The sequence below is a fragment of the Primorskyibacter sp. S187A genome (assembly GCF_049800955.1).
In the GTDB taxonomy this organism is placed as follows: Bacteria; Pseudomonadota; Alphaproteobacteria; order Rhodobacterales; family Rhodobacteraceae; genus JAKVBH01.
In genome coordinates, this window is the sequence record NZ_JBNAGA010000002.1 from 483,360 (window position 1) to 497,767 (window position 14,408).

The 14,408-nt window shown below is 59.9% G+C and carries 15 protein-coding genes; 5 read left to right on the plus strand and 10 right to left on the minus strand.

The window, feature by feature from the left end; genetic code table 11:
* Nucleotides 1-52: 52 nt before the first annotated feature.
* The 4 genes from ACP15S_RS13325 to ACP15S_RS13340 all read right to left on the minus strand — a co-directional run bounded on the left by ACP15S_RS13325 (nt 53) and on the right by ACP15S_RS13340 (nt 4,847).
* Nucleotides 53-799 carry a trypsin-like serine peptidase gene (locus ACP15S_RS13325; RefSeq protein ID WP_425040902.1) on the minus strand — a complete coding sequence of 249 codons (747 nt, stop codon included), beginning with the start codon at nt 797-799 and terminating at the stop codon, nt 53-55.
* A gap of 103 nt (nt 800-902) precedes the next feature.
* Entirely contained in the window at nt 903-2,225 is a 1,323-nt protein-coding gene (glcF, locus tag ACP15S_RS13330) for a glycolate oxidase subunit GlcF (protein ID WP_425040129.1), read from the minus strand.
* Nucleotides 2,226-2,229: 4 nt separating this feature from the next.
* On the minus strand, nt 2,230-3,375 hold the full coding sequence (locus ACP15S_RS13335) for an FAD-binding protein (protein ID WP_425040130.1): 1,146 nt from the start codon (nt 3,373-3,375) through the stop codon (nt 2,230-2,232).
* 23 nt (nt 3,376-3,398) lie between these two features.
* Entirely contained in the window at nt 3,399-4,847 is a 1,449-nt protein-coding gene (locus ACP15S_RS13340) for an FAD-linked oxidase C-terminal domain-containing protein (protein WP_425040131.1), read from the minus strand.
* Nucleotides 4,848-4,928: 81 nt separating this feature from the next.
* Here ACP15S_RS13340 and ACP15S_RS13345 point away from each other — a divergent pair, with 81 nt between their 5' ends.
* The 3 genes from ACP15S_RS13345 (at nt 4,929) to ACP15S_RS13355 (ending at nt 6,733) form a co-directional block, all read left to right on the plus strand.
* Complete coding sequence (locus ACP15S_RS13345; protein WP_425040132.1) at nt 4,929-5,639, plus strand: DUF599 domain-containing protein; 711 nt, start codon at nt 4,929-4,931, stop codon at nt 5,637-5,639.
* Nucleotides 5,636-5,989, plus strand: a complete 354-nt coding sequence (locus ACP15S_RS13350; protein ID WP_425040133.1) for a hypothetical protein — start codon at nt 5,636-5,638, stop codon at nt 5,987-5,989. The genes ACP15S_RS13345 and ACP15S_RS13350 overlap by 4 nt, the downstream gene beginning before the upstream one ends.
* A gap of 66 nt (nt 5,990-6,055) precedes the next feature.
* On the plus strand, nt 6,056-6,733 hold the full coding sequence (locus ACP15S_RS13355) for a D-lyxose/D-mannose family sugar isomerase (RefSeq protein WP_425040134.1): 678 nt from the start codon (nt 6,056-6,058) through the stop codon (nt 6,731-6,733).
* Here ACP15S_RS13355 and ACP15S_RS13360 read toward each other — a convergent pair.
* Nucleotides 6,730-7,593: an ABC transporter substrate-binding protein gene (locus tag ACP15S_RS13360; RefSeq protein WP_425040135.1), complete on the minus strand. Its 864-nt coding sequence runs from the start codon at nt 7,591-7,593 to the stop codon at nt 6,730-6,732. The genes ACP15S_RS13355 and ACP15S_RS13360 overlap by 4 nt on opposite strands.
* 57 nt (nt 7,594-7,650) lie before the next feature.
* Nucleotides 7,651-8,628 carry a prolyl aminopeptidase gene (pip, locus tag ACP15S_RS13365; protein WP_425040136.1) on the minus strand — a complete coding sequence of 326 codons (978 nt, stop codon included), beginning with the start codon at nt 8,626-8,628 and terminating at the stop codon, nt 7,651-7,653.
* A gap of 48 nt (nt 8,629-8,676) precedes the next feature.
* On the opposite strand from pip, the gene ubiG reads away from it, so the two are divergent.
* Together ubiG and ACP15S_RS13375 are read left to right on the plus strand one after the other, a co-directional pair.
* Nucleotides 8,677-9,423, plus strand: coding sequence for a bifunctional 2-polyprenyl-6-hydroxyphenol methylase/3-demethylubiquinol 3-O-methyltransferase UbiG (gene ubiG / locus ACP15S_RS13370; protein ID WP_425040137.1), 747 nt, complete (start codon nt 8,677-8,679; stop codon nt 9,421-9,423).
* A gap of 166 nt (nt 9,424-9,589) precedes the next feature.
* Nucleotides 9,590-10,060, plus strand: a complete 471-nt coding sequence (locus ACP15S_RS13375) for a c-type cytochrome (RefSeq protein WP_425040138.1) — start codon at nt 9,590-9,592, stop codon at nt 10,058-10,060.
* A 29-nt stretch (nt 10,061-10,089) separates the two neighbouring features.
* Here ACP15S_RS13375 and bchO read toward each other — a convergent pair whose 3' ends face one another.
* The 4 genes from bchO to crtA are packed head-to-tail and all read right to left on the minus strand — an operon-like array spanning nt 10,090 to nt 14,324.
* Complete coding sequence (bchO, locus tag ACP15S_RS13380) at nt 10,090-10,971, minus strand: alpha/beta fold hydrolase BchO (protein ID WP_425040139.1); 882 nt, start codon at nt 10,969-10,971, stop codon at nt 10,090-10,092.
* A complete protein-coding gene (locus tag ACP15S_RS13385; protein ID WP_425040140.1) occupies nt 10,958-12,622 on the minus strand; it encodes a magnesium chelatase subunit D in 1,665 nt (554 codons plus the stop codon). Before ACP15S_RS13385 ends, bchO begins: the two co-directional genes overlap by 14 nt.
* Nucleotides 12,619-13,623 (minus strand): magnesium chelatase ATPase subunit I, encoded by a 1,005-nt coding sequence (gene bchI / locus ACP15S_RS13390; RefSeq protein WP_425040141.1) that lies wholly within the window; start codon nt 13,621-13,623, stop codon nt 12,619-12,621. Before bchI ends, ACP15S_RS13385 begins: the two co-directional genes overlap by 4 nt.
* Nucleotides 13,620-14,324 carry a spheroidene monooxygenase gene (gene crtA, locus ACP15S_RS13395; protein ID WP_425040142.1) on the minus strand — a complete coding sequence of 235 codons (705 nt, stop codon included), beginning with the start codon at nt 14,322-14,324 and terminating at the stop codon, nt 13,620-13,622. The genes bchI and crtA overlap by 4 nt, the downstream gene beginning before the upstream one ends.
* Nucleotides 14,325-14,408: the final 84 nt, after the last annotated feature.

Here is a 14,408-nt window from a genome sequence, read left to right on the forward strand (position 1 = left end):
TTGGCGCCCGGGTACATCAGATGTGGGAAAGCATTTGAGAGGTTTCAAGCCCTCAGGGTTTGACGAATTTCGCCCCGGTCGCGTTGCGCTCCGCCGAGCTTTGAAAGCGGCTGCGAGAGGCCATTTCAACGCGTAGCACCTGAAGCGGGCTTTCCAGTGCCGTGCCCAGGGAGACAGGTGTGCCATTGGCTTCCGCCTTGGCAGAGACAACGGAGACAATCCGCGGCTCGCCATCAAGGAATGAGAAGACAGGCGCGCCCGACGAGCCGAAATCGACATCGCAAGACATGACCAGCACGCCATGCTGGCGCGCCATAACGCGACACATTTCCTGCAGAGACGGGACATCCGCGCGGTTGTGCGCATAAGAGACGACACCGACCCGCTCGCCGTCCCGTGGGCGCATGTCTGTCGCGAAGGGGCGGACTTCTGTTGTTCGGATCGGCTGGACCAGCTTGAGAAGTGCTACATCATTGCGCACGCGTCCCTCATGGGCGGCGGCAGCGTAATCGTAGTCCGGATGAACCACGGCGTCTCCAACCCAGCGATAGGCGGAGGCGCGGCCATTGCGCCACCCCGCCCGAAACTCGATTTCTGTTTCGTCAATTTGTGCGCCGGTCGTGGGGTCAAACAAACAATGCGCCGCGGTCAGAACGAGATCTTCCTCGATTAGAGCGCCTGTGCAAAAGCCGGTGCCATCAATATCGAGCCGACCAACAGCCTCCCATCCCCGGCCCTCATCGCCTGTGTTGAGCTTGCGCAATCCGGTGTCGTCCGCCGTCACGAAGGAGGCGAGCATCAGACTTGCAAAACCAACGAAAATTGCACGTTTCATTCTAATCGCATTCATGAGGGCACGCAGTAGCGATCAGTTTAGGCAAAATTTGGGCGAATTTGCAGGGTTAGCGTAAAATTGGCACAGCATCTGCGGCTTTTGCGCCTTCTTTCATGGCCGGAGGTATTGGACCACCGCTGGCCCAATCCAGAAGCTCAACGGTGTGCACAATGGGAAGATCTGTGGCAGATCCGATTTGCATCATGCACCCGATGTTGCCCGCTGCAATGACGTCGGGTTTCACGGCTTCCAAAGTGCGGACCTTGCGTTCCTTGAGTTTACCGGAAATCTCGGGCTGCATCAGGTTGTAGGTTCCCGCAGAGCCACAACACAGATGTGCGTCTGCCGGTTCCGCCACACGGAACCCCGCCCGTTTCAGAAGAGTCTTGGGATGCGTCTTGATTTGTTGGCCATGCTGAAGCGAGCAGGCGGCATGATAGGCAACGGTCATATCCCGTGGCGTGCCTTCGGGCAGATCCAGTTGCATCAGAACTTCCGAGATATCCATGGCGATCTCGGAGACACGATGCGCCTCCTGAGCAAGATCCGTGGTGCGGAACATATGACCGTAATCCTTGACGGTGGTTCCGCAGCCGGAGGTGTTGATCACAATCGCGTCGAGGCCATCTCCGTCCATCTCGCGCGTCCAGGCGCGGATATTTTTGGCGGCGGTCCCGTGGCTCTCCGCTGTTTTACCCATGTGATGGGTCAATGCTCCGCAACAGCCGGCCCCATCGGCCACGACGACTTCGCAGCCAAGCCGCGTCAGCAGACGGATCGTGGCATCGTTAATGTCGGTGTTCAGCGCTTTCTGGGCGCATCCTGTCATGAGCGCGACGCGCTTTCGTTTGGGTGCAGCTGGCGGAAAGCTCTGGGGATCATCGTTGCGGCTTACGGGAGGAATGGTCTTCGGGGCCATTGCGAGCATTGCCTTGAGCCGCGCATCCGGGATCAAGGGAGCAAAAGGTTTGCCGATTTTGGCCAGCAGCAACGCCACGCGAAAGCGCATCGGAAAAGGCAGGATCCGCGCGAGGATCCAGCGCAGAGCCCGATCAGACCACGGCCTGTCATAGTGCCTCTCGATATATTCCCGTGCGTGATCAACGAGATGCATGTAGTGAACGCCCGAAGGGCATGTCGTCATGCAGGCAAGGCATGACAGACAACGATCAATATGCTTGACCGTTTTCTCGTCGGGCTTGCGCTCGTTTTCGAGCATGTCCTTGATCAGGTAAATACGCCCGCGCGGGCTATCGAGCTCATCGCCCAGGACCTGATAGGTCGGGCAGGTTGCCGTGCAGAAACCGCAATGCACGCAGGCGCGCAAGACCTCATTGGCGCGCGCCGTGCCGGGGTCTTTCAGCTGATCTTCGGTGAAGGTCGTTTGCATGGTCCTACCCCATCAAGCCGGGGTTCAAGAGTCCCCGGGGATCAAATTGCGCCCGCAAGCCTGCGGAAATCTTTGCGACAACCGGGTTCTCCGGCTCGAAAATCGGTACGGCCTCTTTCAGTTCAGCACTGCCACGCATGAGAGTTGCGTGGCCGCCGAGCGATTGGGTTGCGCGGCGCACGGCTTGCGCTTGGGCCAGATCGTTGCCCTCAAAGCGCACCCAGACGAGCCCACCGCCCCAATCATAGAGACAAGAGATCGCGTGGCCCTCCGCGCGCAACATCTCTGTTAAGCGCGGGCCATCGGAGGGTTTGACCGAAACGCGCCAGAGCGCACCGGGCCCCGCCATCGGCGTCACATCCCGCATGTGTTGCCACAGCGCGGCGCTGGCGTCGTCTTCATGGATTTCGCAACCCGGCAAAAGCGTGTCCGTCAGTTGCTCGCTGCGGTAGGCCACCGACTCGCTCAGGCCTTCGATTCGCACAAGCGTCAGCGCACCGTCTGCGAGCGTACCAGCGTCTGCATGGGCCGCACCCGTGACATCAAAGGGCGAGCCAAGCGCGGCGGAGAGTTTTTGCACCGCGCTGTCCGCGTCGAGACCTGCCAGCGCGAGCGTGCGCTCGGTCTGCGGTTTGGCGAGAACCTTGAAAGATACCTCGGTCAAAATGCCCATGGTGCCCCAGGCGCCGGTCATCAGTTTGACCAGATCGTAGCCCGTCACGTTTTTCATGACGCGGCCGCCGTTCTTGATGATGCTGCCAGCGCCATCCACGAACCGAACGCCGAGCATATGATCGCGGCAGGCACCTGTCTGGATGCGTCGCGGCCCGGATACGTTGGCGGAAACGATTCCCCCAATTGTCGGCGTGCCCGTGGTTCCGAGAACCTGTCGCCAATCTCCGGGCTCAAACGCCAGACGCTGGTTTTCGGCGCCAAGCGCGGCCTCGATCTCTGCAAGTGGCGTGCCTGCTTGCGCGACCATTGTAAGCGCACCGGGCTCGTACAAAGTGATGCCAGAGAGGCCACCGGTATGCACGGGAGTTGCCGCGCCTTGCGTGCCGATGCGGCGCGTGTCCCCGCCTATGACGCGCAGAGGTCCGGATGCCGACAAAACGATGTCGGCTAGTTCAGCTTCTGTTTGCGGTGTCATCAGGAATACTTTCGAAAGGCGCGTTACTGCGCGGCAAGCTTGGCGGCGCGTCTGTCTTGCGAGACATCCAGCGGGAAGACTTTTGCCGGATTGAGCAGCCAGTTGGGATCAAACACATCTTTCACACGCATCTGCGCTTCGAGATCGGCCGCCGAGAATTGCACATTCATCAGATCGCGTTTTTCGATGCCCACACCATGCTCGCCTGTCAGACAGCCGCCAACCTCGACGCATAATTTCAGGATTTCCGCGCCAAAGGCTTCGCAAATCTCGAGTTGACCGGGCTCATTGGCATTGAAGAGGATCAGGGGGTGCATGTTGCCATCGCCGGCATGGAAGACATTCGCAACATCGAGGCCAAATTCCTTGGACATCTCACCAATGCGTTTGAGCACATAAGGCAGCTCGGAGACCGGGATCGTGCCATCGAGGCACATGTAATCGTTGATTTGTCCCATCGCGCCAAAGGCCGATTTGCGGCCGAGCCAGATCCGCCCGGCCTCATCGGCATCCGCGGCTTCGCGCAGTTCGACCGGGTCGTGGCGGCGCGCGATGTCCATGATGAGCGACAATTGCTCGGCAATCTCGCTATCTGAGCCTTCGACCTCAACGATCAGTAGTGCTTCGCAATCGGGATATCCTGCGCCAGCGAAGGCTTCACAGGCCCGGATGCAAGGCCGGTCCATGAATTCGATGGCGACCGGAAGAATGCCCGCCTTGATGATATCCGCGACGCAGGCGCCCGCTACCTCGTTGCTGTCAAACCCCATCAGCACGGGCCGCGCGCCCTCCGGCTTGCGCAAAATGCGCAATGTGGCTTCCGTCACAATGCCCAATTGCCCCTCTGAACCGCAGATCAGACCCAGCAGGTCGAGCCCTCCTGAATCGAGATGTGCGCCACCAATCTCTGTGATGGTGCCATCCATCATGACCATGGTCACACCGAGGAGATTGTTGGTCGTGACGCCGTACTTCAGGCAATGGGCGCCGCCCGAATTCATGGCGATATTCCCGGCAATGGCGCAGGCCAACTGGGAAGACGGGTCCGGGGCATAGAAGAAATCGTTTTCTTCCACAGCGCCCGTGACACTGAGGTTCGTGCGACCGGTTTGCACGCGAATAAAGCGGTTGTCGTAGTCGGTTTCCAAAACGGCGTTGAGCCGGGCGACGCCGAGGATTACGGAATCGGCTGTGGGCAAAGCGCCACCTGCCAGCGAGGTCCCCGAGCCACGAGGCACGACGGGCACGCCCATGTCATGGCAGATCTTGACCACGGCGGCGACCTCTTCGGTCGAGCTGGGCAGCACTGCGGCCAGCGGAGGACAGCGGTAGGCGGCGAGTCCGTCGCATTCATATGCACGGACCTCGGACGTCTCATGGATCACCGCGTCTTTGGGCAAAACAGCTGTCAGGCGTTCGACGATCTGGGCCTTGCGCGCGATGACATGACCATCTGGTTGGGGCAGTTCCATGAGCTCTCCTCCTGATTGGTAAGAAAATATAACCAATACTTGTGGCTTGGCAAGCTCTCATTGCGCGGGCTACAAGGCCTCATGTCGTGGTTAGACCGCATCTCTCTCTTCCAACCGCTTGATTTACTTGCGTTTGCAGTCCTCCTCGGGGGGTGGCTGATCGTCGGGTGGCGCATCGATTCACCTGGTAAGCGGGCGTCGGTTTCCTGTCTGATGGCGGAGTATCGGCGCGAATGGATGATCCAGATGGTCAGCCGGGATCCGAGAATCTTTGATTCGCAGGTTATTGCCATGCTGCGTCAGGGGACGGCGTTCTTTGCCTCCGCCTGCATGATCGCGATTGGTGGGGTCTTTGCGGTGATGGGGAATGCCGAACGCGTCGTGAACCTCGCCAATGATCTGACGTTGAGCGATGATCCCGCGATCGTGTGGGAGCTCAAGCTGGCGGTTGTGTTGATTTTGCTGGCGAATGCTTTTTTGAAGTTTGTCTGGGCCAGCCGATTGTTCAGCTATTGCGCAGTCCTCGTGGCGGCTGTGCCCAATGATGCGAGTGACCCGCGGGCCTATCCGCGCGCCGCGCAAGCGGCAGAGATCAACATCACGGCCGCCCGGTCCTTCAATCGCGGGTTGCGCGCGATCTATTTCGCACTGGCCGCAGCCACTTGGGTCTTTGGGCCTCTCGTGCTTTTGATCGCGTCTGTCGCGACCATTGCTATATTATGGCGCAGGGAGTTTGCGTCAAAGTCCCGTGAAGCCCTCATCTCGGGGTTGCAGATAAAAGGTGAGACATGAGGTTAGCTGTCATTTTTGCGGCGATGGTTCTGGCCACACAGGGCTCCGCGGATTTCGCGGAAACAACGAAAGCCGTTGCCAGCAAGACAGGCGATACCTGGCGGATCGATGTGACGCTTCTGCATCCCGACACAGGTTGGGATCATTATGCCGATGGCTGGGAAGTGCTGGATGCGGATGGCAATCGTCTTGGCTACCGCAAGCTCCATCATCCGCATGTCAATGAGCAGCCATTCACACGCTCCCTCACAGGCATTTCCATTCCGGCAGGGACGACGCGCGTCTTTGTGCGCGGGCATTGCAATGTGCACGGTTGGCATGATGAGACCGTCCCGGTGGACTTGCGCTAAGGCATCTTTTCAAAGCGCATGCCCTGCGGCATACCCTGTGCAGAGCAAAGGCAGGAGGGCCGGTCCATGAAACGCTCCCGTATCAATGATATTATTCGGCAAAGCGACGCGTTCATTCGCTCCTTTGGATACACGCTGCCGCCTTTCGCCTATCTGTCACCCGAAGCGTTAAAGGCCGGAGATCACGCTGAGATCAAACGCCGCCGCATGGGATGGGACATCACGGATTACGGACAGGGCCGATATGATGAGATGGGCCTGTTTTTGTTCACGACGCGCAACGGTCTGAACGAAGATCTCGGTCAAAAATCAGCGATGCTCTATGCCGAGAAGATCATGATCTCCAAGCAAGATCAGTTGAGCCCGATGCATCGCCATGATCTCAAGGTCGAAGACATCATCAATCGCGGCGGTGCGACGCTGGTCATCGAGTTGTTCGCGGCAGATGCAGAAAAAGGCATTGATCGGTCCGCTGACGTTACAGTCATGGTCGATGGCAATTGGCGCACCTTGCCCGCCGGTGGTCATCTCAAACTGGCGCCGGGTGAGTCCGTGACGCTTCTGCCGCAGCATTGGCATGCGTTTTGGGGCGAGGGCGGAGATGTCCTGATTGGTGAAGTCTCGACGGTCAATGATGATCTGAACGACAATATCTTCGAGATGGAGATCGGGCGGTTTTCAAATATCGAAGAGGATGAAGCCCCGCTTCACCTGCTCGTCTCGGACTACGACACCCAGCTTTAGGCCAGCCACCAGCGCTGGGCAAACCGGGCATTGTCCATCGGCAGGGATTGCCCAATGGTGACCGGTGTTTGCACGCGGGCGGTCATGGCGATTGTGCCCTGGGTCCGGATGCCCCGCATCTCGCCAACAGCGGCCACGCCGAGATCGGAGACCACATCGACGACGCCCGCCTTGAGTGCGGCGCGCTGTTCCCGGGCAGAGTTCAGGGCAATGAGTTCAACTTCATCTGCAAAACCGGCGCTGTCACCTTTCCAGTGGTCATCAACTCTCTGGCCCAGAAAACGCGCGCCCGGCGCAAAATGCAGCGTGCGGTAGAGACCCGTGCCGACGCCCATGCCCTGCGCGTTTGCCGGTTGAATGGCGAGGGTTGGGTGAGACAGCTCATAGAGAAAGCTGGGGTTGGGCGCGTGGAGTGTGATCCTCAGATCATGGGTGCCCATAAGCGCGACGCTTTCAATCTGCGCCAAAAGCGCAGGCTCGGCGCCGTGGTGCTCAAGCGTGGCCAGTACATCCTGCGCCGTCAATTCAGCGCCATTGTGGAACACGATGCCCCGACGCAGTGCAATATCCCAGCTTCTGGCGCCATCACGGCTGGTCCAGCTTTCGGCCAGCTCTCCCTTCAGCGCACCATCGGCTGCGACTTCCGTCAGACATTCGAACACAGCGCCTTGTCCGGCAGTCAGCATGAAGAGACCGGTTGCGCCGCGCATGTCCCAGCTGTCTGACGCGGAAGCGCCAGAAAGCCCGGCGCGCAGACGTCCGCCGCGCACACCGCGCGCCATCAACGGGCCACCAGACGCAGCAAATACGCCTGCAAGCGCGCCGCTCTGTAGCATTTCCCGTCGACTGATTCTCGTCATGCGGCCTCTCCCAAAACCAGCTCACATCAAACCATAAGGGTTTCGACCTTGAAACCCTTAGCGCATGTCTTCTGCAATTTCATCCATGACCCGCACAAGTTCAGCGCTGATCCCGGGCTCGCTGAGGGCATGGCCGGCATTGCGGATCATGCGTAGCTCGCAATTGGGCCATGCGCGCGCCAATTCCCATGCGCGCTGCGGCGGGCAGATCATGTCATATCGCCCCTGCACGATGACTCCCGGGATGTGTGCGATCTTCTCAACTTCGGCGAGGATCTGACCGTCATAGTCCAGAAAGCCAGCGTTGGTGAAATAGTGGTTCTCCAGCCGCGCAAAGGCACGGGCGTAATCGGCGGGCGCTTCGCCGCCCTGACCGTTGGAATAGACCGACGCCAGAGCATTTTCCCAGGACGACCACGCGCGGGCGAATTTCACTTCTTGCAGCATATCTCCGGAAAAGAGCCGTTTGTGATAGGCATGGATCAGGTCATCCCGCTCGTCCTCGGGCACCATCTCGGCAAAGCGGGCCCAGGTCTCGGGCCAGAACTGCCCTGCGCCCCCGCCGTAGAACCACTTCAGCTCAATCTGTGTCATCAGGAAGACGCCGCGCAGGACGAGATGGCTGACATGAGCGGGATGCGCCTGCGCATAGATCAGCGCCAAAGTCGCGCCCCATGATCCGCCAAAGACCGCCCATTGCTCGATGCCCAACAGCTTTCTGATGCGTTCGATATCGGCCACGAGATGCCAGGTGGTGTTGTCCTTGACGCTTGCAGACGGTTTGGAGCGACCGCATCCACGCTGATCAAAGAGGATGACACGGTACACGGCAGGATCGAAATACCGGCGCATGGCCGGGCTACAACCTCCGCCGGGTCCGCCGTGCAGAACGACGACGGGTGTGCCCGCCTTGTTGCCGGATTGCTCAACATACACCGTATGACCATCGCCCACGTCGACCATGCGCTGATCGAAGGGATCAATCGGCGGGTAGAGGTACTGCACTGCGCGCTTTTGGCCTGAGAATTTATCCATATCACACTATATGAGGTCTCAGGACCTCAAAGACCATAGGAAGACCCCATGAGCATTACTGTTGATGCAGGTGAAATTGCAAAGTTTGAAGCCATGGCTGCGGAGTGGTGGGATCCAAACGGCAAATTCAAGCCTCTGCACATGCTCAATCCCTGTCGTCTTGACTATATCACGAGCCAGATTGCGGGCGAGTTTGACCGGGACCTCGGCTCCGAGGCGCCTTTCGCGGGCTTGCGTATTCTCGATATCGGCTGTGGGGGCGGGCTGCTTTGCGAACCTATGGCGCGGCTTGGCGCGACGGTTGTCGGTGCGGACGCGGCGGAGCGCAATATCCCTGTCGCGCGTGTGCATGCGGAGCAATCCGGTCTCGAGATTGATTACCGCTTCACCACGGCGGAGGCCATGGCCGCGGAGGGAGAGCAATTCGATATCGTGTTGAACATGGAGGTGGTTGAGCATGTCGCCGACCCTCTGGCCTATCTGACGGCCTGCCAAGAGCTCTTGCGTCCGGGCGGGTTGCAGATCTGCTCGACGATCAACCGAAATCCGAAGAGTTTTGCGATGGCGATTGTTGGGGCGGAATACGTCATGCGCTGGTTGCCCAAAGGAACACATGAGTGGTCGAAATTCATAACGCCGGATGAATTGTTCGAATTGATCACGCAGTCGGGCCTGACCCCTGTGGATCGCAAGGGATTCGTTTTCAACCCGATCAGTTGGTCCTGGAGCATTTCAGCACGGGATCTGTCCGTGAACTACGTCACGGCAAGCACAAAGCCGGGGGCGCCGTCCTGAACGCTGGGGCTGCGACGAATGTCTCAGAGTTTGCAGGAAGTGTCTCAACTTGTTGGAGTTTCCCCGTGCAATTTCGTGCCGTTCGCGGTTTTGTCAGGTGTGAGCGCTTGACGCATTGGTGCGGAAGCTATTTGTTCTGCGCAGACATAAAAGGGAGTTCATCGAGATGAAATCACTCGTGACGACGACAATTCTTGCATTGGGTCTGACAGGCGGCGCGGCATTTGCCGAGGGGCATGCTGACCTTACGGCGACAGGTGATGCCGCTGCGGGCGAAAAGGCCTTCCGCCAGTGCGTATCCTGCCACGTTGTGCAAAATGATGACGGTGAGACACTCGCCGGACGCAAATCCAAAACCGGTCCGAACCTGTATCAGGTTGTTGGCCGCGCACCGGGCGCAGTTGAAGGTTTCCGCTATGGTAAAGACCTCGCAAGCCTCGCCGATAGCGATCTGGTTTATGATGAGGCCACATTTGTTGCCTACGTGCAGGATCCGAAAGGCTGGCTTCAGGAAGCAACAGACAACAGCAAGGCGCGCTCCAAGATGAGCTTCAAGGTGCGCAAAGAGGAAGACGCGATCAACCTCTATGCCTACCTCAAGTCACTTGACCCGGCGATGGCTGACGCAACCAACTAAGCTTGTCCGTCCAGCTTTGAAATCACGAATCAGGCCTGCTGAACCAGCAGGCCTTTTTCTTTGAGCCAGGACTGGATCGCTCCAGCGACACGGACAGGCGCTTCCTCATGCAGAAGGTGGCCCAGATCGGCCCAAACCTGAACCTCCGCCCGGGGCAGTCGCTTGGCGGCATCCTGTGCAACGCTGGGCGGAACCGTCTTGTCCTGCGCGCCCGCGATAAACAGAACCTCTGCATTGGTTTTGCCGAGATCCGATGCCACGGCATCCAGTGACCATTGGGCCATCATCATCAAGGTGCCATCAACGTGGTCACGGTCAGCCACAAGCTGCGCGTAGAGCTGCTCACCTTTGGCATCGATTTGAGAGCCGGTGCTTTTGAGCAAGGCCTTCAACCGGTCAGGTTTTGACGCGGACCGTGAGAAGAGATCGGCCGTAAACGGTGTCGCCGCCAAGACCTTGGCCATCGCGGGGAACAGGAGCCCGGCCAGCCCTTTGAAATTCCCCAGCGCGGGATTGATCCCGATCACATGATGAAATCTGTCAGGAGCGATCTGAGCCATCCTCAAGGCCACGGCGCCACCAGCGGAATGTCCGATCACAGCCGCCACCGGCCAGTTCTCCTGCCGACAGAGCGCGAGCACGTCCTGACTGGTGGCTTGCAGGCCTGACCGATTGCGCGCGCCGAGCTGTGTCAGACCATGCCCGGGCAGATCAATGGCAATGCAGCGAAAGGACCGGGCCAGCTCTGGCATGACATCGCGCCAGGAATGCGACGCACCTCCTGCGCCATGGAGGAAGAGCAAGACGGGGCCATGGCCCATCTCCTGAATGTGCCATCTGTGAGGTGCGCAGAGAATCCGACGGGAGCATTCCGCATGCGGCCAGCCCGCCAATGCGTCAGGCCAGCGCATCGCTCACAGCATTCGAAATGCGTTGGGCATCAGCCCGGGGCAGGGGGAGGTAAGGCGCATCCATGATGCTGGCCAATTGGCGCAGCGCAGGTGTTGGCCTGTTGCCGGTATCCAGCATGATCGCAGGCAAGGTCACCGCGCGCAGGCAGCGGCCCATTTGCTCGGCGTCCTCGCCCGCTTGCGCGCGGTTGGCTGTGCCATCGAGGGCGATATTCGCGCGGCCATCCGTGAGGACCGCAACGGTGGGCGACAGGCCCTTGCCTCTGCTTTGCAGGCCAAGATCAAGCGCGGTTCGCAATCCCGCGGCCAGCGGTGTGCCGCCGCCACCGGGAAGCCCGGCCAACCTGCGCTTCGTTTGCACGAGCGACCGTGTCGGGGGCAGTAAAAGCTCAGCATGCTCGCCGCGAAACGACACAAGCGCGACGTGGTCACGACGGGAATAGGCTTCTGCGAGCAGCAGCTCGACAGCGCCTTTTGCCTCGCCGAGCCGGGCCATTGCGGAGGAGCCAGACGCATCTACCGCAAAAATCAAAAGCCGGTCTGACCGCTCTTCAAACCGTTTGATGCGAATGTCCGATGGCCGGATGTGCAGCCCCGTCTTGCCTGGCACTGACTTGGCGCGGATGGCTTGCCAGGGCGCGGCGGCCCGAAGCGTCGCGACCAGATCAATCCGCGCGCGCCCATCCAGCCGCCCTGGGCGCGATGGCAAAGGCCGCCCGCGCCGATTGCCTTTCTTGCGATGACCTGCGCCGCCCGCACCTTTGGCCGCAGAACCGGACTTTTGCGTGATCTGATCGAGCAATCCATCAGGCAGCAGCGCTTTGACCGCGTCAATCAGCATCTCTTGCGGGATTTCATCAGTATGCGTGGTGTCATCCTCTGCGCCGTCGGCGTGATCTTCGCTGGGCGGAGGCACGTCGTCATCAAGTGCGTCTTCAGCCGTGTCGTCCTGAGGCATGCATGTCGCGCGGTGCGGGTAGACCAATGTGGCTGCTGTTTCCAGATCGTTTGCGGTCAGCTGCGTGCGACTGTCTCGTTGAGCCAGCGTCGTGGCCGCTCCGAGAGCGAGCAGAGGCGCGCGCAGGGAATCAATGCCGAAACGGGCGGCGAGGGCGGTGAGCGATGTGATTGCATCAGGCAGCGCCGCGTCTGTCGTATTGGCCTCTTCGTCGGGCGCGGGAGCGGACATGTCAGCGAGCGTGATATCGGTCAGATCGATGTGAAAAGCGAGGCGTTCGGCCAAAGGAGGCGGGCAGCGCTCATCGCTTTCAACACCTTCATCCAGCGCAATCAGGCAGTGGCCACGATCCTGATCCAGCAGCTGGGCCAAGCGCGCGGCCAGATCATTTGGGCATCTCTCGGCCATTGTCAGAACGAGCGCGCAGGGCGTTGCGGCCAGACCTTCGGTTCGAACAACGTGTCCCGCAGCCAGCGTCGCGGCAAGATCGATCCCGCCGAAGAGCTGTTCGTCAGGCAGGCTGGGATGAACCTTGCGAATGTTCAGCGATGTGGCGGCTAGGCGCGCGAGGAACGCGTCGCGCACAGGCCCCGAGCGGGCGCGCAGCACAAGCCCCTTCAGACGCCCGGGTGACCGCGCGATCAGGTCCAGTGCCAAACAGGCTTGCTGCCAGCGCAGCGCGCCGTCGTTCATGCCAATACCTTCTCCACTGTGCGGCCCACGCGGACGCTTGATCCTGCCTCATCCAACGGATCACGGCGCAGTCTGTGCGACAATGCCGAGGGCGCGATAGCGCGCAAATGATCCCGGGTGACGACGTTCTTGCCTTCATAGGCGGCCAGAGCGCGCGCTGTGCGCAGCAAGGTCAGCTCTCCGCGCAATCCGTCTGAGCCGAGTGCCAGACAAAGAGTTGCCGCAGAGCGCAGGACATCTTCCGGCGTCTCCATCTCTTTGAGAAGCGCACGCCCCTTGAGAATTTGATCGCGCACCTTGGCGTCCTCTGCCTGCCAGTGGTCGAGGAATGTCGCGGTATCGGTCTCGAAAGCATCTCGCCTGCGGATCACCTCGATGCGTTCCTCGATATCGGTGGGTGAGCGCACTTCGACGGACAGGCCAAACCGATCCAGCAATTGCGGGCGCAGCTCGCCCTCCTCCGGGTTGCCAGACCCGACAAGCACAAAGCGCGCCGGATGGCGAATGGAGAGACCTTCGCGCTCGACAACATTTTCGCCCGATTGCGCGACGTCGAGCAACAGATCGACAATATGATCTTCCAGCAGGTTGACCTCGTCGATGTAGAGATACCCCCGGTTGGCACGCGCCAGCAGTCCAGGCTCAAAGGCTTTTTCGCCGCGCGTTAGGGCGCGTTCGATATCGAGTGCACCGACAACGCGATCTTCGGTCGCCCCAAGGGGCAGATCGATCACGGGTGTGGAGCGTGTCTCAAGGTGGGTTTGCGTGACCTCGGCCCATTCAGGCACGTCCGCGAGTTCTGCGGAATTGCAGGGGCACCCGATGACGACCTCGATCTCGGGAAGCAACGCCGCAAGTGCGCGGACCGCCGTGGATTTGCCGGTGCCGCGATCGCCAAAAACGAGGACGCCCCCGATGCCGGGGTCAATTGCCGTCAGAACCATCGCCTGCTTCATTTCAGCTTGGCCAACAATGGCAGAGAAGGGGAAAGGCGTTTTCATGGGCGTTCCAATCGGGTCAGCGGGGAGGTTCCCCCCCATGAGCCTGCATCGCCAAGGACGGCAAAGCGGGCATAGAGTTCTTCGCGAAACCAATCACCCTCGCGCACGGCGCGAATGGCTTGGGCGTGGGGGCCATCTTTGCGGGCAAAGTCGGCCATGGAGGACGTGTCGGGCCAGATCGAAAAGGTGACCTGATGCAACAAGGGCACTTCGCCGATGCCAATCTTGAAGGCCACATTGCGGTCATTGCCGATCACGGCAGAAATATCGGGGACACGGCGCCAGAATTGCAAAGCGACCGAAGGTTTGACGGTTGCGCGGGTCAACGCGGCCAAGGGGCCGGGCTGCGACTTCATTGAAGCTTCAAAAGGTTCGGTACCACTCCAGACCCCGCGCGCCGATGTGGCCGACAGAAAGATCGTCCAATGTTCGGATGCGCGCCGCATGTAGCGTTGATAGATGGCGGCGTTCTGGGTTTGCTCCCGTGCGGTGTCTTCATCGTCCCATGTGGCCAGAATGGCATAGACGCCGGTGTTGGGCACTGGTGTAAACCCTTCGCCTGTCCCCGATCCGCACAGCTTCCAAAAGCCTATGCCTGGCACTTTGGGCATAGCGACGCGGCCTGCGCCCATCATGGCCAGCGCCCAGAGGCGGTTGGTCCAACCGTTGAAGCGGAAGAATGATATTGAGACAATTTGCATGCGGTCGTTCCCGAGACTCAGACCCGATTGGCATTCGGGCCACGACAAAAGTAAATGATGTTCTAGGTATGATTGTCAACTAAA

Coding starts and splice junctions, on each gene's coding strand:
- bchO (WP_425040139.1), bottom strand. CDS start 10,971: ATGCGCTGGCCTGACGCATTGGCGGGCTGGCCGCATGCGGAATGCTCC.
- ACP15S_RS13360 (WP_425040135.1), bottom strand. CDS start 7,593: ATGACGAGAATCAGTCGACGGGAAATGCTACAGAGCGGCGCGCTTGCA.
- ACP15S_RS13385 (WP_425040140.1), bottom strand. CDS start 12,622: ATGAACGACGGCGCGCTGCGCTGGCAGCAAGCCTGTTTGGCACTGGAC.
- ACP15S_RS13325 (WP_425040902.1), bottom strand. CDS start 799: ATGCTCGCCTCCTTCGTGACGGCGGACGACACCGGATTGCGCAAGCTC.
- ACP15S_RS13335 (WP_425040130.1), bottom strand. CDS start 3,375: ATGACACCGCAAACAGAAGCTGAACTAGCCGACATCGTTTTGTCGGCA.
- bchI (WP_425040141.1), bottom strand. CDS start 13,623: ATGAAAACGCCTTTCCCCTTCTCTGCCATTGTTGGCCAAGCTGAAATG.
- ACP15S_RS13355 (WP_425040134.1), top strand. CDS start 6,056: ATGAAACGCTCCCGTATCAATGATATTATTCGGCAAAGCGACGCGTTC.
- ACP15S_RS13340 (WP_425040131.1), bottom strand. CDS start 4,847: ATGGAACTGCCCCAACCAGATGGTCATGTCATCGCGCGCAAGGCCCAG.
- ACP15S_RS13345 (WP_425040132.1), top strand. CDS start 4,929: ATGTCGTGGTTAGACCGCATCTCTCTCTTCCAACCGCTTGATTTACTT.
- ACP15S_RS13375 (WP_425040138.1), top strand. CDS start 9,590: ATGAAATCACTCGTGACGACGACAATTCTTGCATTGGGTCTGACAGGC.
- ACP15S_RS13350 (WP_425040133.1), top strand. CDS start 5,636: ATGAGGTTAGCTGTCATTTTTGCGGCGATGGTTCTGGCCACACAGGGC.
- glcF (WP_425040129.1), bottom strand. CDS start 2,225: ATGCAAACGACCTTCACCGAAGATCAGCTGAAAGACCCCGGCACGGCG.
- crtA (WP_425040142.1), bottom strand. CDS start 14,324: ATGCAAATTGTCTCAATATCATTCTTCCGCTTCAACGGTTGGACCAAC.
- pip (WP_425040136.1), bottom strand. CDS start 8,628: ATGGATAAATTCTCAGGCCAAAAGCGCGCAGTGCAGTACCTCTACCCG.
- ubiG (WP_425040137.1), top strand. CDS start 8,677: ATGAGCATTACTGTTGATGCAGGTGAAATTGCAAAGTTTGAAGCCATG.